Below are 22,237 nucleotides of genomic sequence, written 5' to 3'. Positions count from 1 at the left end.
GGCGCATCTGACCTACATCTTCAGGTGACGCCGACAAGTGAGGAGTTGCCCCTGGCCATGCCCGACACTATGACCCTGCCCGAAAAAATGCGCTTCATCGACCTTCCCTCCCATGGCGGCCCGGAGGTGATGCAGCTTTCACAAGCGCCTTTGCCGAAGCCCGCAAAAGGCGAAATTCTGGTGAAGGTCGAGGCGGCGGGCGTCAACCGCCCCGATGTCGCGCAGCGGCAGGGCACCTATCCGCCGCCGAAGGATGCAAGCCCGATCCTCGGCCTCGAAATCGCCGGCGAGGTGGTCGCTCTCGGTGAAGGCGTCGATGAATTCGCGCTGGGCGACAAGGTCTGCGCGCTCGCCAATGGCGGCGCTTATGCCGAATATTGCACCGTGCCCGCCGGACAGGCCCTGCCCTTCCCCAAAGGTTACGACGCCGTCAAAGCGGCCGCATTGCCGGAAACCTTCTTCACTGTCTGGGCCAATCTCTTCCAGATGGCAGGCCTTACCGAAGGGGAAAGCGTGCTCATCCACGGCGGCACCAGCGGTATCGGCACGACTGCCATCCAGCTTGCGAAAGCCTTTGGCGCCGAAGTCTATGCCACGGCGGGCTCGGCGGAAAAATGCGAGGCCTGCGTGAAGCTCGGCGCCAAGCGCGCGATCAATTACCGCGAGGAGGATTTCGCCGAGATCGTTAAATCCGAAACCGGCGGCAAGGGCGTCGATGTCGTTCTCGACATGATCGGCGCAGCCTATTTCGAAAAGAACCTTGCGGCACTCGCCAAGGATGGCTGCCTGTCGATCATCGCCTTTCTGGGTGGTGCCATGGCCGAGAAGGTCAATCTAACCCCGATCATGGTCAAACGCCTCACCGTCACCGGCTCCACCATGCGTCCCCGCACGGCGGACGAAAAACGCGCCATCCGCGACGACCTCATCGGAGAGGTCTGGCCGCTCATCGAAAGCGGTCAGGTCGCGCCTGTTATCAACCGGGTCTTCACGCTGGACGAGGTTGTGGAAGCGCACCGGCTGATGGAGAGCAGCAATCATATCGGCAAGATCGTGATGCGGGTGTCGTAATGCCCGGGCGCCCGTTATAAGTAACCCCTCTTGCATTACTGACGAATCGTACTACCTTCTAGTTATGTTCAACGTATCGGAAGGAGGTGATCCAATGTCTAATGAGATTTCGGTCTCTGGTGCAGGCAATGGAAAGGGTGTGTTTTCGACGGGGCAGCCCTCGGCGTAAGACATCTTGCCTTCGGAACGTTGAGAAACAGTCCCGGGTCTGTAAACAGGACCAAGCTCATGGAAGGGTCGCTTCGGCGGCCCTTTTCCGTTTCTGGATTGAGACGGGTCAGCGTGGAAATCCGGGCGTGAACTAACGCGGCAAAAGCGGCATTTGATGGCGTTCGCGGTAGCCTCACTCTCCCCGTCATTCCGGCCTTGAGCCGGAATCCAGTCGACGCGCGTCTGCGCGGCGGGGAAGAGTCATTTCAGCCCAAGGACTTGGGCTGGCTGGATACCGGCTCAAGGCCGGTATGACGGAGGAACTGCAGGTCGCAACAAACCGTCAACTGCCTCCGCGATACCTCCCCTACTTCTTCCCGAACACCTTCCACCGCGTCGGACGGAAGCGCAGTTCCGCGCCCACGGCCACGGCGGCGTTGAGCGGCACCTCGATTTCGAGGTGATAGGGCTCGTGGCCGTTATTGGCGATGTCGATTTCGGCGATGCGGGTGCCGGCGAGGCGGCGACAGGTGGTGACCTTGCCGTAAAGCGCGTCCTTCTCCTGCGTCAGCACCACATCTTCCGGACGGAAGAAAAGCTCACCCTCGCCCGTGCCGCTCTCATCGATGCCGATGCTCTCTCCCTGAAACAGTACATGGCCGTCGCGGATCGTAATCGGCAGGCTGGAGGATTCGCCGATGAAGGAGAAGACGAAGGGGGAATTGGGCGTGTCATAAACATCGTCCGCCGTGCCGACCTGTTCGATCTTGCCCTGGCTCATGACGACGACGCGGTCGGCCAGTTCCAGCGCCTCTTCCTGATCGTGGGTCACGAAAACGGTGGTGTGGCCGGTGCGGTCGTGGAATTCACGCAGCCAGCGGCGCAGCTCCTTGCGAACCTTGGCGTCGAGCGCGCCGAAAGGTTCATCGAGAAGCAGGACCTTCGGCTCGATGGCGACGGCGCGGGCAAGCGCCACGCGCTGGCGCTGACCGCCGGAAAGCTGGGTGGGGTAACGTTTTTCGAGACCGGAGAGATGCACCATGTCGAGAAGCTCGGACACGCGCCTGCGGATTTCCGCTTTCGGCGGGCGCTTGGCGGAAGGACGCACCTTCAGGCCGAAGGCGATGTTCTCCGCCACCGTCATATGGCGGAACAGCGCGTAATGCTGAAAGACGAAACCGACATTACGCTCCTGCACCGTGCGGTGCGAGGCGTCCTCGTCACCGAAGAAGATGTGGCCTTTGGTCGGCTGCTCCAGGCCAGCGATGAGACGCAGCAGCGTCGTCTTGCCGGAACCGGAGGGACCGAGCAGAGCGATCAGCTCGCCGGAACGAATATCGAGCGACACGTCGTTCAGTGCGGGAAAGCGATCGAACTGCTTGGTGATGCCGGAAACTTTCACTTCCATGAATATGCCTTTCAATGCTTGCCGGCTGCGTTGCCCGCGCCAAAGCGTATTTCGAGAATGGTTTTGAGAACGAGCGTCACGAGCGCCAGACCAGCCAGCAGCGTCGCCACCGCAAAGGCCGCACCCATATTGTACTCATTATAGAGTATCTCGACATGCAGCGGCATGGTGTTGGTCTCGCCGCGAATATGGCCCGATACCACCGAGACGGCGCCGAACTCGCCCATGGCGCGGGCGTTGCAGAGCAGCACCCCGTAGAGCAGGCCCCATTTCATGTTCGGCAGCGTGACATACCAGAAGGTCTGCCAGCCGGTTGCGCCGAGCGAAATCGCCGCCTCCTCGTCGCCATTGCCCTGCTCCTGCATCAGCGGGATCAATTCGCGCGCGACGAAAGGAAAGGTGACGAAGATGGTGGCCAGCACGATGCCCGGCACCGCAAAGAGGATCTCGATGCCGTAACTCTTCAGCCATGGCCCCAGCACGCTGTGCGAGGAAAACAGGATGACATAGACAAGGCCCGATATGACCGGCGAGATCGAAAACGGCAGGTCGATGAGCGTGATCAGGAACGCCTTGCCTTTGAATTCGAATTTCGCAATCGCCCAGGCGGCGGCAACCCCGAAGATCAGGTTGAGCGGCACCGAAATGGCGGCGACGAGCAGTGTCAGGCGGATGGCGGAGAGCGCATCCGGTTCGACGATCGCCTCCCAGAAGCTTTCCGCACCCTTGCGGAAGGCTTCGAAGAAAACCGATATCAGCGGCAGGACCAGAAATGCAGCGAGGAACACAAAGGCTATCGCGATCAATGCCAGCCGGGCGGGAAAACTCTCGCTGGCGGGGTCGCGGAACGGCCGGGGGGACGTGCGGGGAGCGGTCTCAGACATAGCCGTACCTCTTGCGGCTCCAGGCCTGAATGAGATTGATGAGGAACAGCATGGCAAACGAGATGATCAGCATGATGGTGGCGATGCCGGTCGCGGCCGCATAATTGAACTCCTCCAGCCGGATGACGATGAGGAGCGGCGCGATTTCCGACACGTAAGGAATATTGCCGGCGATGAAGATGACCGAACCATATTCCCCGACACCGCGCGCGAAGGCGAGCGCAAAACCCGTAAGGATCGCGGGCGTGAGGCTCGGCAGCAGAACGCGGGTAATGGTCTGGAAACGGTTGGCGCCAAGCGTGGCCGCCACTTCCTCCACCTGACGGTCGATCTCTTCCATGACCGGCTGCACGGTGCGGACCACGAAAGGCAGGCCGATGAAGATCAGCGCAATGACGATGCCGGTCGGCGTAAAGGCGATCTTGATGCCGAAGGGTTCGAACAGCGAACCGACCCAGCCGCGATTGGCATAAAGCGTGGTGAGCGCGATACCGGCCACTGCCGTCGGCAGGGCAAAGGGCAGATCGACGATGGCATCGACAAATCGGCGGCCGGGAAAACGGTAACGGGTCAGGACCCAGGCGACGATGACGCCGAAAACCGCGTTGACCAGTGCCGCCAGAAACGCCGTACCGAAGCTGACGCGCAGTGCATTCAGCGTGCGGCTATCGGTGGCAATCGCAATGAAATCTGAAAAACCCAGTTTCGCCGTGGACCAGATAAGGCCGCCCAGCGGAATAAGAATGATGAGAAACAGATAGGTCACTGTGTAACCAAGCGTCAGGCCGAAGCCCGGTATGACGCTCGACTGCCGCCATTTCCACCTGTTTCCGGATGTATTATTGCTCATCAAGGCTCCGGATAATCTTTGTTTTGGCGCATTTCCGGAGAGAAAACCGGGGTCCACTTTTCCTGGAAATGCTCTCTGGGAGCCGGTGTTCCCCGGCGTTTATTATAAAGGATCGACCGGCACGGTGTCCGGTCGATCCAGCTGCTGTTTTTCAACGTCCCTTGCGGGCGGGCTGTTTCTCCTCAGCCCATCATCCGCTTACTTTGCGGGCTTGTAAATCTGGTCGAAGATGCCGCCGTCACCGAAATGTTCCGGCTGCGCCTTGGCCCAACCGCCAAACTGCGGGTCGTCAATGGTGACGAGCTTGATGTCGGGCAGCTGCTTCAGCAGATCCTTGGAGACCACGGCGGGGTTGGACGGACGGTAGAAGTGTTTCGCCGCAATATTCTGGCCCTCGTCGGAATAGAGATATTGCAGATAGGCTTCCGCTGCCTTGCGTGTTCCCTTGGCGTCGACATTGGCGTCAACCACGGCGACCGGCGGTTCGGCAAGGATCGAGATCGGCGGCACGACGATATCGAATGCGTCAGCACCGAATTCCTGGCCGGCAAGATAGGCTTCGTTTTCCCAGGCCAGCAGCACGTCACCGATCTGGCGCTGTGCAAAGGTTACGGTGGAGCCGCGGGCGCCGGTATCGAGAACGGGAGCGCGCTTGTAGAGCTCGCCGACATAGGCCTTTATCTTGTCCTTGTCGCCCTTGAATTCCTCATTGGCCCAGGCCCAGGCTGCGAGATAGTTCCAGCGGGCGCCGCCCGAGGTCTTCGGGTTCGGCGTGACGATCTGGATGTCGCCCTTCACCAGATCGCCCCAGTTATGGATGCCTTTGGGGTTTCCCTTGCGCACCAGGAACACGATGGTCGAGGTATAAGGCGAGGAATTATGCGGCAGGCGGGTGCGCCAGTCCTTGTTGATCTTGCCGGAGTTCTGGACGATGGCGTCGATATCGCTCTGCAGCGCCAACGTCACCACGTCGGCCTCAAGGCCGTCGATAACCGAGCGCGCCTGCTTGCCGGAACCACCATGCGACTGCTGGATGGTGACGTCCTCACCCGTATCCGCTTTCCACTTCTTGGCGAAGGCTTCGTTGAAATCCTTGTAGAGTTCACGGGTCGGGTCGTAGGACACGTTGAGCAGCTTGGTCTGCGCGGCGGCCGAGCCAGCGCCGCCAAGTGCCAGTGAAAGGCTAAGCGCAACAACGCTCAAACCGGACAGAAGCTTGGACATCGGTATTCCCTCCTGATTGCGATGGCTTAACTCTACCGGTTGAGTAGAGTTGGTCAATGAGGCCGAATACGATCGAAAAAGTGTTTCCCGAGAGCGTTTCCCCGGGCAACAAATACAGCGCAGCATAAGCGAAAGGCGCAACAAGCGTCGTGTAAAACTTTTCTGAATGCAAAAGCATTTCACATTTTTGACGATTTTTTGCCGCGATAGCGAAAAATATTATGGGGTTTTAGACGATTTTTTCGTCTGAGCGGTATGAGGGGATGGGGGGGGACATGCAGCGTCCACCAGTCCATCGGCATGGCAGGCTCAAGCTCCCGGCGGTCGCGACGCACCCCTCCCACCCTCATTCCTGTGCTTGTCACAGGAATCCAGCCAGCCCAAGTCCTTGGGCTGAGAAGAGTCTTTTCGCCGCGCAGACGCGCATCGACTGGTTTCCTGTGACAAGCACAGGAATGAGGGTGGAGGGACCGTACTGCACACCTATTGCGCCGATGGCTAAGCCGTCAAAAGCTCGGGCACTTCAACACCGGCCACGGCATCGGCAACAGTGGTGTTGAAAAGGATGTTGCGGGTGGCATCGGCCACACGGGCGAAGACGTGGCGTATCTCGCACTGCTTCTCGCCATCGCAATCCTCGCAGCGGCGATAGGCGGTCTGCGAGAGGCAGGGCAAGGGGGCAAGCGGCCCGTCGATCAGGCGCAGCACCTCGCCGAAGGTGATATCAGAGGCCGGGCGTGCCAGGAGATAACCGCCCTGCTTGCCACGTCTGCTTTCGACGATGCGTTCCTTCTTCATTTCGAGAAGGATCTGTTCCAGGAATTTTTTCGGAATGGCCTGTTCACGGGCAATATCGGAAATCTGCACAGGACAGCCGCCGTCGGCCTTTGCCAGCGAGAGAAGCGCCCTCAGCGCATATTTTGCCTTCTGCGAAATCATCGTAAAACCAGTAGACCACAAGCCCGGAAACCCGGCAATTCCGGCTTAGCGCAGAAGTTGTCACAATTCAAATCCAAGCTGCAAAGAAGGTGAACGGGCATCTTTTGCTCATACAAAGCGCGCGTGAGGCATTTTTGCTCTCAAGTGCAGCGCACAAAGACTGTCATTTCTGTTCCGGAGGCCTGATTTCAACAATAATCGGCCATGGAAATCCCGGACGTGACAATGACGATCAATTCAGCAAATGCCTCTGCCGATACCGCATCCCTCGACGCCACGCTTGCCGGGCTCGATCTTGCGGGACGACTTTCCTTCATCGCTGGTCTCGGCGGCCGTGCGGTCTTCACCACCAGCCTCGGCATCGAAGATCAGGTCATCACCGCCGCCATCGGTACACACCGGTTGCCAATCGATGTCGTGACGCTGGAAACCGGCCGTCTGTTCAAGGAAACCGTCGATCTCATCGATGAATCCGAGGAACGTTTCGGCATTGAAATCCGTCGCTTCCGGCCCGAGCAGGATGACATCGACGCCTATGCCGCAAAATACGGCCTCAATGGCTTTTACGAAAGCATCGAGGCGCGTCACGCCTGCTGTCATGTCAGAAAGCTGATCCCGCTTGGCAAGGCGCTTGATGGCGCTGCCTTCTGGATCACCGGTCTCAGGCGCGGCCAGTCGGGCAACCGTGCGACCACGCCTTTCGCCGAGTTCGACGCCGAGCGTAATCTCATCAAGATCAATGCGTTGGCGGACTGGGACATCGACCAGATTAACGCCTATGTCGCGTCCGAAAACATTCCCGTCAATCCGTTGCATGCGCGTGGTTACCCCTCCATCGGCTGCGAGCCGTGTACACGCGCCATCAAGCCCGGTGAGCCTGAGCGCGCCGGTCGATGGTGGTGGGAAAACGACGAGAAGCGCGAATGCGGTCTTCACGTCGCCGGTGCGGAACAGACACCCGCCGTTTCCGCCATCCCGCAACGATAATCATTCAGTACATTTTCCGGAGTTCACAATGTCCAACGCAGTCCACGAGACGGACAGCAAGAATACTGTCGCATCCAAGCCGCCGCTCGATCCCCATCTGAAGGCGCTTGAAAACGAAGCCATTCACATCTTCCGCGAAGTTGCCGCCGAATTCGACAATCCCGTGATGCTGTATTCCATCGGCAAGGATAGTTCCGTGCTGCTGCACCTGGCGCGCAAGGCCTTCTTCCCCGGCCGCGTGCCCTTCCCGCTGCTGCACGTCAATACGGGCTGGAAGTTCAAGGAAATGATCGAATTCCGCGACAAGATCGTCAAGGAATATGATCTCGACCTGATCTCCTACACCAATCCGCGCGGCGAGACGGAAAACGTGACGCCCTTCTCCCACGGATCGGCGCTCTACACCGACATCATGAAGACCGAAGCGCTGCGTCAGGCACTCGATGCCGGCCAGTTCGACGCGGCCTTCGGTGGCGCACGCCGCGACGAGGAAGCAAGCCGCGCCAAGGAGCGCATCTATTCCTTCCGCACGCCCGACCACAAATGGGACCCGCGCAACCAGCGCCCGGAACTGTGGAACATCTATAACGGCATGGTCCGCAAGGGCGAGAGCGTTCGCGCCTTCCCGCTCTCCAACTGGACCGAGGTCGATATCTGGCGTTACATCGAAGCGGAAAACATTCCGCTGGTGCCGCTCTATTACGCTGCCGAGCGTCCTTACATCGAGCGCGACGGCATGATGATCCTCGCCGAAGACGAGCGCCTTGAACTGCTGCCCGGCGAAGAGGTTCAGCACGGCTCGATCCGCTTCCGCACGCTCGGCTGCTTCCCGCTGACCGGCGCGATCCGTTCCGAAGCCGCAACGCTTCAGGAGGTTATCGCCGAGCTGGAAATCGCCACGGTTTCCGAACGGCAGGGCCGCGCGATCGACCGCGACCAGTCCGGTTCCATGGAGAAAAAGAAGCGCGAGGGGTATTTCTGATGAGCGCCGCAGCCGCCAACACCCCCTCCTCTTCCGCTACCATCCTGCCCTTTGCAGAACATTCGAAGGCGGCGCGCGATACGCGCCCGCTGCGGCTCATCACCTGCGGCAGCGTGGATGACGGCAAGTCGACCCTGATCGGCCGTCTTCTCTGGGACACCAAGGCCGTCAAGGAAGATCAGGCCGCCACCCTGCACCGCGACAGCGGCAAGCAGAACGATCTCGGCCTGCCCGATTTCGCGCTGCTGCTGGACGGTCTTCAGGCGGAGCGCGAACAGGGCATCACCATCGATGTCGCCTATCGTTATTTCGCCACCGACCGGCGCGCCTTCATCGTGGCCGACACGCCCGGCCACGAGCAATATACCCGCAACATGGCAACCGGCGCTTCCACGGCCGATCTCGCCGTGCTGCTGGTCGATGCGCGCACCGGCATTCTGGAACAGACACGCCGCCACGCCACCATCGCGGCGCTGATGGGCATCCGGCAGTTCGTGCTGGCCGTCAACAAGATCGACCTGACACATTACGACAAGGCCGGTTTCGAGCTGATCGCCCACGAATTCCGCGAGTTCGCTTCCAACCTCGGCATCAAGCAGATCACGGCAATACCGATGTCAGCGCTGAAGGGCGAAAATGTCGTTCTGTCAGGCAAGGCCGCCATGCCCTGGTATGAAGGCCCGACGCTGGTGGAAACGCTGGAACTTGCAACCGTTCGCTCCGCGCAGTCGGGCGGCTTCCGTCTGCCCGTACAGCGCGTGTCGCGCCCCGGCGAGAGCTTCCGCGGTTATCAGGGCACGGTTGCCGGCGGCTCGGTGAAGCCGGGCGACAGCGTCGTCATCCTGCCGTCAGGCATGGTCGCGAACGTCAAGCAGATCGTGACTTTCGATCTGGTGCGCAATGCGGCCGTCGCCGGTGACGCCGTCACGCTCGTGCTCGACCGTCAGGTGGACGTGTCGCGCGGCGACATGATCGTCTCCATCGAGGCGCAGCCGCAGACGGGTCTTGCCTTCGACGCGCAGATCGTCGCGTTGCAGCCGGGCGGCATCGAAGCGGGCAAGCGCTACTGGCTGAAAAGCGGCAGCCGCCGCCAGCGTGTCAGCGTCCAGCCCGTCAGCCAGCTCAACCTCAAGGAAGGCGAATGGCAGGCGCATGAGACCTCGCTGCCGATGAACGCCATCGGCAAGGTGCGGCTTTCCTTCGACGAGACGGCGATCTTCGATGCCTACGAACAGAACCGCTCAACCGGCTCGTTCATCCTGATCGACCCCGACACCAACAACACGGTGGCGGGCGGCATGATTGCCGGCAAGCGGAGCGTCGGCGCGACGGAAGAACAGGGTGACCGCGTGATTCTCTCGCTGCCCGCCGATCTCGCGGAAAAGCTGCTGGCGAGCGAACTCCTGGCAAGACACCGCGACGAAATCGACATCCGCCGCACGGACGCTGCCACAGCCTCGCGGCTGATCGGCGACCTCAGCTGACAGGCACGGGCATGGACAAACAAAAAGGCGACCGTCAGAACGGTCGCCTTTTTAGTTTGAGAGGTTCTTCCGTGTAAAAGACTTGGGATCAGTTTAAAACACGAACATATAAAGCAGAATAATCACCACGACCGGAACGCCCATAGCCCACAGTGCAATACCCTTCAGCATGTTATCCTCCATTGTTGTATGGTTAGATAACGGCTGAGGCGGCTTTCCGATCCATGTTGCTATCCTGATTTTTACGGGTTGTTTCTCGGCCACGCAGAAAGCCGTTTGTTCATTCGACGTTCATGCGCAAAAGGCGAATTTGCATGCGGTCGCTCCGCCAAGCGGCCCAACAGAGGCTCGTTGTTTGAAAAAACAGCGGGCCTCTTTTTTGATCGCGATAAGTTGATCATGTCGATGGCCCCGAAATTCAGGGCTCGTGACTGTCATGGATAACTTCTTGGATTGTGGACGAGAATTGACGCTTCTAAGACGGTCCGTGTCGCGCGTCCCCTGAAACAAGGCCGCGACATTGAGGCCTGGCGCTTGGCGGAGCGACGGGCCTCTTTTGTTCGGGCGCGCGGCTGAGGCGACGGTGCGGTTTCACATCTGCGAGCAGGAAACGCTCTCCGCCCCTAAGCAGACACCAATTGAAGAACGGGAGTTTGAAGGCGCCTATCCGCATCTGTGCCCTGATTTTCAGGCAAGAGCGACGGATGCATTCCAACCGGTTCTGATTTAACAGCGACGGTTTCGGTGCAAGGCTTTGACCTTGAGATTTTCAGGAAGTATCGGGATGAGTTGCAAGCCGCTGTATCTATTGGGCTTCAAGCTGGTCGGAGTGAGAGGATTCGAACCTCCGACCCCGTCGTCCCGAACGACGTGCGCTACCAGACTGCGCTACACTCCGTGACCAGCGGCGCTTCTATAGACCAGCCTCCGGCATTCGACAAGCGGCTTATTGCATTTTTTATGACAAGTTTTTCCCATCCGTTGAAACAGCCCTGCCAAGCGCCTGCGGCACCGGCTGGAAGGCCTCAAAACGTTACAAAAAAGCAATTGTGGCAGGAAATTTTCGTCAAGCCGCCCACCTCCCCTGCCCCCCGTCGCCAAATCTGCTAGGGGAACGGAATGACCGGCGGGAAGCCGGACACGGCACAAAGGACATTTCACCATGCTATCTCGCAGCGTAACGCTCGCAGCGTTTGCCATTGCGCTCTCGGCCTGCACCACCTCCACGGGCGGCTCCACTCCCTCCTTCACCCAGAAGAGCCCCGTTGAGACCCGCTGGGTCGGCCAGTCCGCAGGTATTTTCTTCGCAAAATTCGGCCCACCGCTGAGCGACACGGAAACCGGCAGCTCCACGGTCTATAACTGGCGCGGCGGCTACAAGAAGGCCACCATTCCGGCCAGGTTCGAAGAGGGCAAGGATGGCAAGAAGGGTCGTCAGATCTCGCCGGCCCGCACCGCGTCGCTCTCCTGCACCGTGCAGCTCGTCGTTTCCAGCGACTACAAGATCACCGCCGTGCGCACCGTCTCCGACCGCCCCGGCGTCAACGGCCCAAGCTATTGCGCGGAATTCCTCGCCGCAAACTGATCTTCGGTCATAAACCGAACGCACCAAGGCCCGCCCGAACCGGCGGGCCTTTTCACTTTTTCGGGATTTTTGTCATTTTTCTGAAAAAAATCGGCCCGCAGCGGCATTGCGCCAGCCGTGATGGCCGGCAAGGTGCAGCCGGGCGGGCTTTTTGCGATATCGGGCGCAGAGAACCCTTTCAACCGTTTGAAAGCATCGCCTAATCTTCACCGCCCTAAAAATGACGATCCGCAAATGTGCAAAATTCGCCGGCGCGACCATATGTCCCGGCCAGATCCCTGCAAAAACGCTTGAACTGGAGTGAATGAGTCCGGGTTGTGCCGATTTGCGCTTTGCTGTAACGGGGCGATCGGGAGGAATGTTTTTAACACAAAACAAGAATCAGGTATGGCCGTGACTCCCATCGATCAAGACAAATCCCAGCTCACTGATCTCTCCAATGCATTTCCGCTGAACCGCCGACAGGTTCTGGGCGGTGCGCTCGCCGGAATTGCCGCAGCGGCGCTGCCCTCTTCTCCGCTTCTCGCCAATACGGCCGCCAAGAAGGTCGATGTGCTTTTGATCGGCGGCGGCATCATGAGCGCGACGCTCGGTGTTTGGCTGCGCGAACTGGAGCCCACCTGGTCGATGCAGATGCTGGAACGGCTGGACGGCGTGGCGCTTGAAAGCTCGAACGGCTGGAACAATGCCGGCACCGGCCACTCCGCGCTTGCCGAGCTCAACTACACGCCGGAAGACGACAACGGCAACATCAAGATCACCCAGGCCGTCAACATCAACGAATCCTTCCAGATTTCCCGGCAGTTCTGGGCCTGGCAGGTGCGCAACGGCGTCTTGAAGAACCCGCGCTCCTTCATCAACCACACGCCGCATATGAGCTTCGTCTGGGGTGACGAGAACGTCGCCTATCTGGAAAAGCGTTATCAGGCTCTCAAAGCCAGCCCGCTTTTCGCCGGCATGGAATTTTCCACCGATCCCGAGCAGATCAAGAAGTGGGTGCCGCTGATGATGGAAGGCCGCGATCCTTCCCAGAAGATCGGCGCGACCTGGTCGCCGCTCGGCACCGACATGGAATTCGGCGAAATCACCCGCCAGTTCGTATCGCATCTGCAGAGCGACCAGAATTTCGACCTTCAGGTCAATAGCGAGGTTTCCGACATTCAGCGCAATGCCGATGGCAGCTGGCGCGTGACCTACACCAACACCAAGACCGATGCCGAACAGGTGGTGGACGCGAAATTCGTATTCATCGGCGCCGGCGGCGGCGCGCTGCATCTGTTGCAGATGTCCGGCATTCCCGAAGCGGACGATTATGCCGGTTTCCCGGTGGGCGGCTCGTTCCTCATCAACGAAAACCCTGACGTGACGATGCAGCATCTGGCCAAGGCCTATGGCAAGGCTTCGGTCGGCTCGCCGCCCATGTCGGTGCCGCATCTCGATACCCGTGTGCTGGGTGGCAAGCGCGTTATCCTGTTCGGACCTTTCGCCACCTTCTCCACCAAGTTCCTGAAGGAAGGCTCCTATTTCGACCTCGTCTCCTCGGTCACCACAAGCAATGCCTGGCCGATGGTGCGGGTGGGCATCGACGAATATCCGCTGGTGGAGTATCTCGCCGGCCAGCTGATGATGTCGGATGACGACCGTTTTGCCGCGCTGAAGGAATATTTCCCGAATGCCAAGCAGGGCGAATGGCGCCTGTGGCAGGCAGGCCAGCGCGTGCAGATCATCAAGCGCGACGAAGAAAAGGGCGGCGTGCTGAGGCTCGGCACCGAAGTCGTCGCCGCAGGGGATGGCAGCATCGCCGGCCTGCTCGGCGCTTCGCCGGGCGCTTCCACCGCAGCACCGATCATGCTCAGCGTTCTCGAAAAGGTCTTCAAGGACAAGGTTGCAACGCCGGAATGGCAGACGAAGCTTCGCCAGATCGTGCCGAGCTACGGCACCAAGCTCAATGACGACCCGGAAAAGGTGCATCAGGAATGGGCTTACACCGCCGAACACCTGCAGCTGCCGACCCCGCCGCAGATTGACCTTGAGGCGCTGAAGGGCGCCGGTGCAGCACCTGCGGGTGCGCCGGTGAAGAAGGTGCCGGATATCGCGCTTTAAGGCTTAGCTGCGATTTTCGAATTAGAACGCCGCGTATCTCCGGATATGCGGCGTTTTTGTTCTACTCCGCCCGCCCCCTCATCCTCGGCCTTGTGCCGAGAATCTGCCACGCTCAATAAAATCAATCCCTCGCAGATGCTCGGCACAAGCCCGAGCATGACGAAGGAGAGGTTTTCCGGCCTCCCGGCATCCGGTGCACACCAATCCATTGCCATTGAAGGCGTCGAAAAATATCTCGCGTCAAAAACCATTTGGTAGTAATAATTCCTACCAAATATCCATGGAGAAATGACATGGCCAACGTTGAAAAGATCAGCGTTTCGGTGACGTCCCAGCACGCCGAAATATTGCGCGACGCCGTGGAAAGCGGTGCTTATGCCAGCAGCAGCGAAGTTATCCGTGAAGCGATGCGAGACTGGTCGGCAAAATGGGTTCAACGACGCGACGACATCGCCAAGCTGCGCGCGTTGTGGAGCGAGGGCAAAGCCAGTGGCGGTTCAACCGAAGTGGATTTTGACGAGATGCTCAATGAAGCGCGTGCAGAACTGGCTTCATTGAAAAATCGTGACCATTAAGCTTGTCTGGACGCCCCGCGCACGCAGCGATGTGAAGAAAATATATGTCGATATCGGCAAGTCGCAGCCCTTGGCCGCGGAGCGATATTTTGCTCGATTCCGCGCTAGAGCGGAGAGTCTGATTGACCATCCTCATCTGGGCGAACGCCACCCGGAAATTTTTCCATCTGCCCGCATGCTCATCGAGGCACCTTACGTCATTCTCTACGAAACCGTGCCGGATACCAATGGCGACGAAATACGTTCCGTCGAAATCGTTCGCGTGATCGATGGCCGCAGGGACTTGAGAACGTTGTTCTGACTTGGAATAGATGGCTGGGGCGCCAGGATTCGAACCTGGGAATGCCGGTACCAAAAACCGGTGCCTTACCGCTTGGCGACGCCCCAACAGGGCAGTGAAGCGAAACGCCGCTGCCCGAACCGGGCCTGATTATCAAAGCCTGCCCGGCCCGGCAATGACCCGGCGACCAATTTTTTCACAAAACCCAAGCTTTTTGGGTGCCGTGGCGAAGTTCGCATGTTAGGGCTTGGGCGGTGGCGCGGTTGAGGCCGTGGCTCAAGCTGGCATGGCATTTTTCAGGAGGTCTCGATGGCGGACCCGGCATTCGATCTCGATTTCAGGCCGGCCTATGGCGAGGCGGTTCCTGTCGCCCCGCTCATCCAGCGCATCACCGTTAACAATCCTTCCGCCTTCACCTTTCACGGCACCAACAGCTACATCGTCGGCGACCGCTCTGTTGCCGTCATCGATCCCGGCCCGGAGGATGAGGCACATTTTCAGGCGCTGTTGGCGGCGCTTGATGGCCGCGAGGTCACCCATATCTTCGTCAGCCACACCCATCGCGATCACTCGCCGCTCGCCCGGCGGCTGAAGGCGGCGACCGGCGCGCTGACGGTGGCGGAAGGTCCGCATCGCGCCGCCCGGCCGCTGCATGTGGGCGAGACCAATCCCTTTGCCGAAAGTTCCGATACGGCTTTTGTGCCCGATATCGCGCTTGGCGATGGGCAGAGCCTTTCCGGCGACGGCTGGACGCTGACCGCGCTGCATACGCCGGGGCACACGGCCAACCACGCCGCCTTCGCGCTTGATGGCAGTGGCATCGTCTTTTCCGCCGATCATGTGATGGCCTGGGCTACCACCATCGTCGCACCTCCTGACGGGGCGATGAGCGATTACATGGCCTCGCTGGAGAGGCTGCTCACCCGCGACGACCGGCTGTTCCTGCCCGGCCACGGCGGCCCGGTCACCGATCCCTCGGCCTTCATGCGCGGGCTACGCGCTCATCGACGTATGCGGGAAAAGGCGGTTCTGAAGCGCATCCGCGAAGGCGACCGGCTGATCGCCGATATGGTGAAGGTGATCTATGCCAGCACCGACAAGCGCCTGCACGGCGCGGCCGCCCTTTCCGTGCTGGCGCATATAGAGGACCTGATCGAAAAGGGCGAAGTGCGGACAGATGGTGCGCCTTCGCTGCTGGGCGAATATTTTCCGGCGTGATGAGGTTTTGACGCGCGAATTCTCACGATGCTTTCGTCGCTCGCCGCCCGTTCGACGGGGAACGAGCGGGTGCCACAACAAGACAAATAGCCTCAGTTGTCGTTCAGCCCCTGCATCTCCGCATCCAGCGCATCGAGATAGGCTTCCGCAATCGCCGCCCCCATGCCGAGATCGTGTGGGCCGTAGCGGGAAGCGACGCGGACATCGACGATGGTGGTTTCCGCCTCTTCTTTCAGGCGAATGAGGATATCGAAACGCAGGCCCCAGATGCGGGTGCGGGTTTCACCCTGCATCAGCACAACACCGCTGCCATTGAAAAAGGTGGGCAATGGCGCGTCAGTCGGGCGGGCCATGGGCACCGGCACGATGGAGGGCAGGTCCTCCACCGGCCCCTCTTCCGCGGGCTGTGTCCTGTCCTGCTCGGGAATGCCGGCAGAGGGCGCGTCTTCCGCCCCGATCACCCCCTTTGTGTGGGTGATGCGGATAGTCTGGGCGGCGGCCATTTTCTTCGCGGCGGCATAGATGCGGTCGATCGCGCCTTCATAACGGCGGCCGGCGAGGCTGGCATAGGCCTCCATCTGCGCATCGCGGTCGGCCTTGGTGATGACAGCGGGCCGCACCAGCCATTGCTGATTGGCCGTGGGCGTCACCAGCCATTCCGGCACATCGCTCAGGTCGGTGGAAATGTCGTAAATCTTCGGCTGCTGCCAATAAAGATAGGAGCCATAACCGACCACGCCGAGCGGCAGCGCCGAAAGAAGCAACGCCGCCAGCGCCGAAAGGCCGCCGCGCGCACCCTTGGTCCACAGCCGCTCTAGGCCGATCAGCGCCAGAAGTACGGCCGCAAGAGCGATGCCGGCGGCAACGACGAGCAGACCGACGAGGTCAGGCGTCGTCAGCGGCCCGAAACGATGGATGCCGGCGGCGATGAGAAACAGCACAAGCGCCGCAAGACCCAGATACCGGGAAAGATAGGCTGCAACCGAAAAAGGCCGGACGAAACGCACAGTCATGAAAGCGGATATCCGTTAGATCGCATTGGCTAAAAAGCGTTGCACCCGAATTCTGGCAGGGAATCACCTGCATATGATGTCATAGACCGGATTTACGGCGAGGAAAACAAAGGACGGGTTTGATCCGCAAGCCAAAATGCGAAAACCTCACGTCAGGGGCCGGGAACGGAAGCGCGATGGGGCGAAACATTTTTCTGAGAATTCGCCATTTGCGAGAATAATTCCCCGACAACGCAACAAATACGCACGTTCATCCCTTAATTGCTGAGGAAATCGGCGTATCCTCAGCGACCTCCCTCGAGAATGCGTGTAAAAAGTGCAACATTCTCGTTTTCTTGCACAATAAAGAGACATGTCATGTCACAGGCAACGACGTCCGCCGGCCCCTCCGGGCCTAAACCCTTTTATCGCAATTTCGGCTTTCAGGTTCTGATCGCCATGGTCATCGGCCTGCTGCTCGGGCTCGTCGCGCGCAACATCGGTCCCGATGCCGCCGGCAGTCCGAACTGGCTTTCGGTGACGCTGCAGACCATCGGCAGCATTTTCGTACAGCTTTTGCGCGCTCTGGTTCCGCCGCTGATCTTCACGGCCATCGTCGCCTCCATCGCCAATCTCAAGAACCTCTCCAACGCGGCAAAGCTCGTCTGGCAGACGCTTTTGTGGTTTGCCATCACCGCGCTGATCGCGGTGGTTATCGGTATCGTGCTCGGCCTCGTCATCCAGCCGGGCGTCAATACGGCGATTGCCAATACGGCAGCGGCGGCACCCTCCTCCACCGGCTCCTGGCTCGACTTCCTGAAGGGCCTCGTCCCGGCCAACGTCTTCGGCCTCGAAGCCTCGACCAAAATCAACAACGGCGCCGGCAGCACCTCGCTGAACTTCAACGTGCTGCAGCTTCTCGTGGTGTCGATCGCCTTCGGCGTTGCCGCGCTGAAAGCGGGCAAGGCGGCGGAGCCGTTCCTCGCCTTCAACCAGTCGCTGCTTGCCATCGTGCGCAAAATCCTGTGGTGGGTCATCCGCCTCACCCCCATCGGCACCATCGGCCTGCTTGGCCGTGCGGTTGACCAATATGGCTGGACGACGCTTTCGCAGCTCGGCTGGTATGCGGCGGCCGTCTATATCGGTCTGGCGCTGGTGCTGTTCGTGGTCTATCCGACCCTGCTGATCGCCCATGGCCTGAAGCCGTCTCGCTTCTTTGCTGGCGCATGGCCGGCCATCCAGCTCGCCTTCGTCTCGCGCTCCTCCATCGGCACGCTTCCCGTCACCGAAACCGTGACGGAAAAGAGCCTCGGCGTGCCGCGCGAATATGCCGCCTTCTCCGTGCCGCTCGGCGCCACCACCAAGATGGACGGCTGCGCTGCGATCTATCCGGCGATTTCGGCGATATTCATTGCGCAGTTCTTCCAGGTGCCGCTCGGCATTCAGGAATATGTGCTGATCGTCTTCGTCTCGGTGCTCGGCTCTGCCGCAACGGCGGGCCTCACGGGCGCGGTGGTGATGCTGACGCTGACACTCTCCACGCTCGGCCTGCCGCTGGAAGGTGTGGGGCTGCTGCTCGCCATCGACCCTATCCTCGACATGGGCCGCACGGCGGTCAACGTCGCCGGTCAGGCGCTGGTGCCCACCATCGTCGCCAAGCGCGAGGGCATCCTCAACGAGGCCGTCTATAACAACGCCAAGGACATCGATGCACTCGATGACCGGGAAGTCGTGGCGGCCTGACTGCGATCATCATGGGGCGTTTCCGGTAAAACGGAGACGCCCCAACGAGGGCCATGTCCGTTGCTCCATGAGAGTTTGGGGTTGACGGAGATGGTTCGATCGATAGCGATAACGGCACAGACAACAACGCATCTTTCGGCGGAACCTGTGCATGGTGAAACGTAACTGGATCTATGTCGGCCTGCTCGCCTTCATATCCCTCGGGCTTCTCATCGACGCGGCCGTCTGGCCTGCCGGACCTCCAAGTTCCTTTACCGCAAATGATCTGGTGCAGATGGTCGGCATCATCACGCTGTTTGCCTGGTGGCAGATAGAGGATGCCGAAAAGCGGGACCTTCGGCGCAGTTCTGCCGCCAAACTCGCGACCATTCTGCTCGCACCCATCGGGCTTGCGATCTATCTCTATCAAACCCGCCGGTGGACGCACGCCACGCTCGGCCTCTTCGCATTTATCGGTGGTATTGTCCTCATCGCCATCCTCACGGTTCTGGTCGGTGACTGGCTTATTCAACAGGGTTTGTTCCCGCCGTCTTTCTTGCGCGTTTCCTGAACAGGTTTTGCAACGTCGCGCTGCCCTGTCTGAACCGATCCGGCTATCGCCGCTTGCGGGGCCTTTCCCCATGGCGGATTGATGCAACTTTCCACCCCAACGCGGCTTTTCCCCATATCAAAACAGGCGTATCAATCGCGGCAATAAAAGTGCCGTACGGCTGTCATGTTAAGGGAGAAACAAAATGCGCGTTTCCATCGTCTTCGGTGCGCTTGCCACTATGCTGGCGCTCACCGCTTGCCAGACGCTGACGCCGGAAGAGCGCCGGGCGCGGGATGAGGCGACATGCCGGGGGTATGGGTTCCGCCCCGGCACGGACCCGATGGCAGGCTGCCTTCTCGATCTGGAAATGGACCGCCGCGCCGACAACCGCGCCTGGCAGGCGCAGATGAACCGCGACATGTTCTACCGCCCCGTGGTGGTGGAGCGGCGCATCATCGTCCAACAGAACCCCTGACGGGGATGAAGGCGACATTGCTTGGGGTTTCCCCCTGTTTCGACCTTGCGGCCAGCGTCGCCTGCGCCGCCGCAAGGCGCGCGATGGGCACGCGGAAAGGCGAGCAGGAGACGTAGTCAAGATCCGCATCCTCGCAGAAATGGATCGAGGCCGGGTCGCCGCCATGTTCACCGCAAATGCCTAGCTTCAGCTCCGGCCGCGTCTGGCGGCCGCGTTCGGCGGCAATGCGGATCAGTTCGCCCACACCGTCGAAATCGAGCGAGATGAACGGGTCTCGTTCGATGATGCCTTTGCGCTGATAGGTATTGATGAAGCGCGCCGCGTCATCGCGGGAAATGCCGAAGGTGGTCTGCGTCAGGTCGTTGGTGCCGAAAGAGAAGAACTCCGCGGCTTCCGCAATGACATGGGCGCGCAGGGCCGCACGCGGCAGCTCGATCATCGTGCCGGTCAGATATTCCAGCGTCATGCCGGTCTCTTCCGCCACCTCGGCCGCCACCGTGTCGATGACGGCCTTGACGTAATCAAGCTCTGACCGGAGGCCGACCAGCGGCACCATGATCTCTGGCACAACAGGAGCCCCGGTGATGCGCGCCGCCGCAACGGCGGCCTCGAAAATGGCGCGCGCCTGCATTTCAGCGATTTCGGGATAGGAAATCGCCAACCGGCAGCCGCGATGGCCGAGCATGGGGTTGAATTCGTGCAGCGCATCCAGCCGCTGGCGGAACACCGTCTGCGGCATGCCCATGGCGGCGGCCACCTCGACGATCTCGCCATCGGTCTTCGGCAGGAATTCGTGCAGCGGCGGATCGAGCAGGCGGATCGTCACCGGCAAGCCGTGCATGATCTGGAACAGTTCGGTGAAATCCGAACGCTGCATCGGCAAAAGCTGGTCGAGCGCTGCCCGTCTGCCCTTTTCACTTTCCGCAAGGATCATCTCACGCATCACATGGATGCGGTCGCCCTCGAAGAACATATGTTCGGTGCGGCACAGCCCAATACCCTCAGCGCCAAAGGCGCGGGCGGCGCGGGCGTCAGCCGGCGTATCGGCATTGGTGCGCACCGTCATGCGGCGCAGGCCATCGGCCCATTGCATCAGCTTGCCGAAATCACCTGAGAGTTCCGGCTGCGTCATCGGCACCTCGCCCTTCAGCACCCGGCCTGACGAACCGTCGATGGTGATGACATCGCCGCGTTTCAGCATGCAGCCGACGCCGATCAGCACCTTGTTGCGCATGTCGACGCGCATGGAGCCGGCGCCGGTGACGCAGGGAATGCCCATGCCGCGCGCCACCACGGCGGCGTGGCTGGTCATGCCGCCGCGCGTCGTCAGAATGCCTTCGGCGGCGTGCATGCCGTGAATATCTTCCGGGCTGGTTTCGATGCGCACCAGAATGACGCGGCGGCCTTCGGCTTCCGCCGCAACCGCCTCTTCCGCGGTGAAGACGATTTCACCCGTCGCCGCCCCCGGCGAGGCCGGCAGGCCGGAGCCGATGATGGGGCGGGATGTGCCGGGATCGATAGTGGGATGAAGCAACTGGTCGAGCGATGAGGGCTCGATACGGCAGACGGCTTCCTCCTGCGAGATCGACCCTTCTTCGACCATATCGACGGCGATCTTCATGGCGGCACGGGTGGTACGCTTGCCGGAACGGGTCTGCAGCATCCAGAGCTTGCCGCGCTCGATGGTGAATTCCAGATCCTGCATGTCGCGATAGTGGTTTTCCAGCCGCTTGCAGATCGCCAGGAATTCGCCGAAAGCCTCCGGCATCAGCTTTTCCATCGAAGGCTTGTCGGAGCCGGAGGCAAGACGTGCGGCTTCGGTGATGGATTGCGGCGTGCGGATGCCCGCCACCACGTCCTCCCCTTGAGCATTGACGAGGAACTCGCCGTAAAGCTCCGCCTCGCCCGTCGAAGGGTTGCGGGTGAAGGCGACGCCCGTTGCCGAGGACGAGCCGAGATTGCCGAAGACCATGGCCTGAACGTTGACGGCCGTGCCCCAGTCGCCCGGAATATTGTGCAGGTGCCGGTAGGTCACGGCGCGGTGGTTGGTCCAGCTGGCGAAAACCGCGCCGATCGCGCCCCATAGCTGGACGTGACAGTCCTGCGGGAAGGCTTCGCCCAGCTCATCCTCGATCAGCTTTTTGTAGAGCGAAACGACGTGCTGCCATTCGACCGCCGACATGTCGGTATCATATTCATGGCCGAGGCGGCCTTTTTCGTCTTCGAGAATTTCCTCGAACATTTCATGGTCGAGGCCCATGACGACATCGCCATACATCTGGATGAAGCGGCGGTAGCTATCCCAGGCAAAACGGGCGTCGCCCGCATCGTGGCCCAGCGCCTCGACGGTGCGGTCGTTGAGACCGAGATTGAGAACCGTATCCATCATGCCGGGCATTGAAGCGCGCGCGCCGGAACGGACGGAGATGAGCAGCGGCGACTGGCTGCCGCCGAAGGTCTTGCCGGTCACGGTTTCCATGCCGTGCAGGCCGGCCATGACCTGCAGCTTCAGGTCCTCGGGAAGATCGTGGCCATTCTTGTGATAAAGGGCGCAGGCATCGGTTATGATGGTGAGGCCGGGGGGGACGGGAAGGCCGAGACTTGCCATTTCGGCAAGGTTCGCGCCCTTGCCGCCCAATATCGCAACGTCACCTGCCCTGCCTTCGGCAGCACCGTTGCCGAAGGTATAAACCCATTTTTTCATTCCACGCTCTCCACCCAGAAGCGTTGTCATTTTTCTATCATCTACAGCATT

19 protein-coding genes and 2 tRNA genes are annotated in these 22,237 nt (G+C 60.4%); 12 read left to right on the top strand and 9 right to left on the bottom strand.

Annotated features, from left to right (window positions below; translation table 11 throughout):
- Positions 1–57 precede the first annotated feature (57 nt).
- Positions 58–1,071, top strand: coding sequence for an NAD(P)H-quinone oxidoreductase (locus tag MRBLRC7O_RS02380; RefSeq protein ID WP_162690753.1), 1,014 nt, complete (start codon positions 58–60; stop codon positions 1,069–1,071).
- Positions 1,072–1,588: 517 nt separating this feature from the next.
- On the opposite strand, the gene MRBLRC7O_RS02375 is transcribed toward MRBLRC7O_RS02380, so the two are convergent.
- The 5 genes from MRBLRC7O_RS02375 to MRBLRC7O_RS02355 all read right to left on the bottom strand — a co-directional run bounded on the left by MRBLRC7O_RS02375 (position 1,589) and on the right by MRBLRC7O_RS02355 (position 6,526).
- Complete coding sequence (locus MRBLRC7O_RS02375) at positions 1,589–2,629, bottom strand: sulfate/molybdate ABC transporter ATP-binding protein (protein WP_003508997.1); 1,041 nt, start codon at positions 2,627–2,629, stop codon at positions 1,589–1,591.
- Between the two features lie 11 nt (positions 2,630–2,640).
- Entirely contained in the window at positions 2,641–3,513 is an 873-nt protein-coding gene (cysW, locus tag MRBLRC7O_RS02370; RefSeq protein ID WP_020811680.1) for a sulfate ABC transporter permease subunit CysW, read from the bottom strand.
- The gene (gene cysT, locus MRBLRC7O_RS02365; RefSeq protein WP_003509001.1) at positions 3,506–4,363 is read right to left on the bottom strand and encodes a sulfate ABC transporter permease subunit CysT; all 858 of its coding nucleotides are present in this window, start codon (positions 4,361–4,363) and stop codon (positions 3,506–3,508) included. Before cysT ends, cysW begins: the two co-directional genes overlap by 8 nt.
- Positions 4,364–4,561: 198 nt before the next feature.
- Positions 4,562–5,587 carry a sulfate ABC transporter substrate-binding protein gene (locus MRBLRC7O_RS02360; protein WP_003509002.1) on the bottom strand — a complete coding sequence of 342 codons (1,026 nt, stop codon included), beginning with the start codon at positions 5,585–5,587 and terminating at the stop codon, positions 4,562–4,564.
- Between the two features lie 498 nt (positions 5,588–6,085).
- Positions 6,086–6,526, bottom strand: coding sequence for an RrF2 family transcriptional regulator (locus MRBLRC7O_RS02355; protein ID WP_003509013.1), 441 nt, complete (start codon positions 6,524–6,526; stop codon positions 6,086–6,088).
- A 204-nt stretch (positions 6,527–6,730) separates the two neighbouring features.
- Between MRBLRC7O_RS02355 and MRBLRC7O_RS02350 the strand changes: the two genes are divergently transcribed.
- Genes MRBLRC7O_RS02350 through cysN form a run of 3 tightly spaced genes read left to right on the top strand, consistent with a single transcriptional unit; the run spans position 6,731 to position 9,979 of the window.
- A complete protein-coding gene (locus MRBLRC7O_RS02350) occupies positions 6,731–7,513 on the top strand; it encodes a phosphoadenylyl-sulfate reductase (protein ID WP_367727287.1) in 783 nt (260 codons plus the stop codon).
- 28 nt (positions 7,514–7,541) lie between these two features.
- Positions 7,542–8,495, top strand: coding sequence for a sulfate adenylyltransferase subunit CysD (gene cysD, locus MRBLRC7O_RS02345; protein ID WP_045018182.1), 954 nt, complete (start codon positions 7,542–7,544; stop codon positions 8,493–8,495).
- Positions 8,495–9,979, top strand: a complete 1,485-nt coding sequence (gene cysN, locus MRBLRC7O_RS02340; protein WP_020812869.1) for a sulfate adenylyltransferase subunit CysN — start codon at positions 8,495–8,497, stop codon at positions 9,977–9,979. The genes cysD and cysN overlap by 1 nt, the downstream gene beginning before the upstream one ends.
- A gap of 821 nt (positions 9,980–10,800) precedes the next feature.
- On the opposite strand, the gene MRBLRC7O_RS02335 is transcribed toward cysN, so the two are convergent.
- Positions 10,801–10,877, bottom strand: a tRNA-Pro gene (locus MRBLRC7O_RS02335).
- Between the two features lie 264 nt (positions 10,878–11,141).
- On the opposite strand from MRBLRC7O_RS02335, the gene MRBLRC7O_RS02330 reads away from it, so the two are divergent.
- The 4 genes from MRBLRC7O_RS02330 to MRBLRC7O_RS02315 all read left to right on the top strand — a co-directional run bounded on the left by MRBLRC7O_RS02330 (position 11,142) and on the right by MRBLRC7O_RS02315 (position 14,543).
- A complete protein-coding gene (locus tag MRBLRC7O_RS02330; protein ID WP_003509022.1) occupies positions 11,142–11,564 on the top strand; it encodes a hypothetical protein in 423 nt (140 codons plus the stop codon).
- A 387-nt stretch (positions 11,565–11,951) separates the two neighbouring features.
- On the top strand, positions 11,952–13,667 hold the full coding sequence (gene mqo / locus MRBLRC7O_RS02325) for a malate dehydrogenase (quinone) (protein ID WP_162690752.1): 1,716 nt from the start codon (positions 11,952–11,954) through the stop codon (positions 13,665–13,667).
- A 293-nt stretch (positions 13,668–13,960) separates the two neighbouring features.
- Positions 13,961–14,242 (top strand): ribbon-helix-helix domain-containing protein, encoded by a 282-nt coding sequence (locus MRBLRC7O_RS02320; RefSeq protein WP_003509025.1) that lies wholly within the window; start codon positions 13,961–13,963, stop codon positions 14,240–14,242.
- Entirely contained in the window at positions 14,232–14,543 is a 312-nt protein-coding gene (locus MRBLRC7O_RS02315) for a type II toxin-antitoxin system RelE/ParE family toxin (RefSeq protein WP_080865938.1), read from the top strand. The genes MRBLRC7O_RS02320 and MRBLRC7O_RS02315 overlap by 11 nt, the downstream gene beginning before the upstream one ends.
- An 11-nt stretch (positions 14,544–14,554) precedes the next feature.
- On the opposite strand, the gene MRBLRC7O_RS02310 is transcribed toward MRBLRC7O_RS02315, so the two are convergent.
- Positions 14,555–14,629, bottom strand: a tRNA-Gln gene (locus MRBLRC7O_RS02310).
- Positions 14,630–14,831: 202 nt separating this feature from the next.
- On the opposite strand from MRBLRC7O_RS02310, the gene MRBLRC7O_RS02305 reads away from it, so the two are divergent.
- Positions 14,832–15,740, top strand: a complete 909-nt coding sequence (locus MRBLRC7O_RS02305) for an MBL fold metallo-hydrolase (protein WP_020812866.1) — start codon at positions 14,832–14,834, stop codon at positions 15,738–15,740.
- Positions 15,741–15,832: 92 nt separating this feature from the next.
- Here the strand turns inward: MRBLRC7O_RS02305 and MRBLRC7O_RS02300 are convergent, their stop codons facing one another.
- Positions 15,833–16,753, bottom strand: coding sequence for a DUF1499 domain-containing protein (locus MRBLRC7O_RS02300; RefSeq protein WP_080865937.1), 921 nt, complete (start codon positions 16,751–16,753; stop codon positions 15,833–15,835).
- 357 nt (positions 16,754–17,110) lie between these two features.
- Here MRBLRC7O_RS02300 and MRBLRC7O_RS02295 point away from each other — a divergent pair, with 357 nt between their 5' ends.
- The 3 genes from MRBLRC7O_RS02295 (at position 17,111) to MRBLRC7O_RS02285 (ending at position 19,482) form a co-directional block, all read left to right on the top strand.
- On the top strand, positions 17,111–18,475 hold the full coding sequence (locus tag MRBLRC7O_RS02295; RefSeq protein ID WP_031234452.1) for a dicarboxylate/amino acid:cation symporter: 1,365 nt from the start codon (positions 17,111–17,113) through the stop codon (positions 18,473–18,475).
- A 151-nt stretch (positions 18,476–18,626) separates the two neighbouring features.
- Positions 18,627–19,025, top strand: a complete 399-nt coding sequence (locus MRBLRC7O_RS02290; RefSeq protein ID WP_020812863.1) for a hypothetical protein — start codon at positions 18,627–18,629, stop codon at positions 19,023–19,025.
- 184 nt (positions 19,026–19,209) lie between these two features.
- On the top strand, positions 19,210–19,482 hold the full coding sequence (locus MRBLRC7O_RS02285; protein WP_020812862.1) for a hypothetical protein: 273 nt from the start codon (positions 19,210–19,212) through the stop codon (positions 19,480–19,482).
- On the opposite strand, the gene ppdK is transcribed toward MRBLRC7O_RS02285, so the two are convergent.
- Positions 19,460–22,186, bottom strand: a complete 2,727-nt coding sequence (gene ppdK / locus MRBLRC7O_RS02280; protein ID WP_020812861.1) for a pyruvate, phosphate dikinase — start codon at positions 22,184–22,186, stop codon at positions 19,460–19,462. The genes MRBLRC7O_RS02285 and ppdK overlap by 23 nt on opposite strands.
- Positions 22,187–22,237: the final 51 nt, after the last annotated feature.

Source organism: Agrobacterium radiobacter (genome assembly GCF_040801995.1).
GTDB lineage: Bacteria > Pseudomonadota > Alphaproteobacteria > Rhizobiales > Rhizobiaceae > Agrobacterium > Agrobacterium radiobacter.
Note: the sequence above shows the minus strand (reverse complement) of the source record. Positions and strands in the feature narration are given on the sequence as shown.

Coding starts and splice junctions, on each gene's coding strand:
- cysD (WP_045018182.1), top strand. CDS start 7,542: ATGTCCAACGCAGTCCACGAGACGGACAGCAAGAATACTGTCGCATCC.
- MRBLRC7O_RS02360 (WP_003509002.1), bottom strand. CDS start 5,587: ATGTCCAAGCTTCTGTCCGGTTTGAGCGTTGTTGCGCTTAGCCTTTCA.
- mqo (WP_162690752.1), top strand. CDS start 11,952: ATGGCCGTGACTCCCATCGATCAAGACAAATCCCAGCTCACTGATCTC.
- MRBLRC7O_RS02350 (WP_367727287.1), top strand. CDS start 6,731: ATGGAAATCCCGGACGTGACAATGACGATCAATTCAGCAAATGCCTCT.
- MRBLRC7O_RS02285 (WP_020812862.1), top strand. CDS start 19,210: ATGCGCGTTTCCATCGTCTTCGGTGCGCTTGCCACTATGCTGGCGCTC.
- MRBLRC7O_RS02380 (WP_162690753.1), top strand. CDS start 58: ATGCCCGACACTATGACCCTGCCCGAAAAAATGCGCTTCATCGACCTT.
- MRBLRC7O_RS02305 (WP_020812866.1), top strand. CDS start 14,832: ATGGCGGACCCGGCATTCGATCTCGATTTCAGGCCGGCCTATGGCGAG.
- MRBLRC7O_RS02300 (WP_080865937.1), bottom strand. CDS start 16,753: ATGACTGTGCGTTTCGTCCGGCCTTTTTCGGTTGCAGCCTATCTTTCC.
- MRBLRC7O_RS02330 (WP_003509022.1), top strand. CDS start 11,142: ATGCTATCTCGCAGCGTAACGCTCGCAGCGTTTGCCATTGCGCTCTCG.
- cysN (WP_020812869.1), top strand. CDS start 8,495: ATGAGCGCCGCAGCCGCCAACACCCCCTCCTCTTCCGCTACCATCCTG.
- MRBLRC7O_RS02290 (WP_020812863.1), top strand. CDS start 18,627: ATGGTGAAACGTAACTGGATCTATGTCGGCCTGCTCGCCTTCATATCC.
- MRBLRC7O_RS02375 (WP_003508997.1), bottom strand. CDS start 2,629: ATGGAAGTGAAAGTTTCCGGCATCACCAAGCAGTTCGATCGCTTTCCC.
- cysW (WP_020811680.1), bottom strand. CDS start 3,513: ATGTCTGAGACCGCTCCCCGCACGTCCCCCCGGCCGTTCCGCGACCCC.
- MRBLRC7O_RS02355 (WP_003509013.1), bottom strand. CDS start 6,526: ATGATTTCGCAGAAGGCAAAATATGCGCTGAGGGCGCTTCTCTCGCTG.
- cysT (WP_003509001.1), bottom strand. CDS start 4,363: ATGAGCAATAATACATCCGGAAACAGGTGGAAATGGCGGCAGTCGAGC.
- MRBLRC7O_RS02295 (WP_031234452.1), top strand. CDS start 17,111: ATGTCACAGGCAACGACGTCCGCCGGCCCCTCCGGGCCTAAACCCTTT.
- ppdK (WP_020812861.1), bottom strand. CDS start 22,186: ATGAAAAAATGGGTTTATACCTTCGGCAACGGTGCTGCCGAAGGCAGG.
- MRBLRC7O_RS02320 (WP_003509025.1), top strand. CDS start 13,961: ATGGCCAACGTTGAAAAGATCAGCGTTTCGGTGACGTCCCAGCACGCC.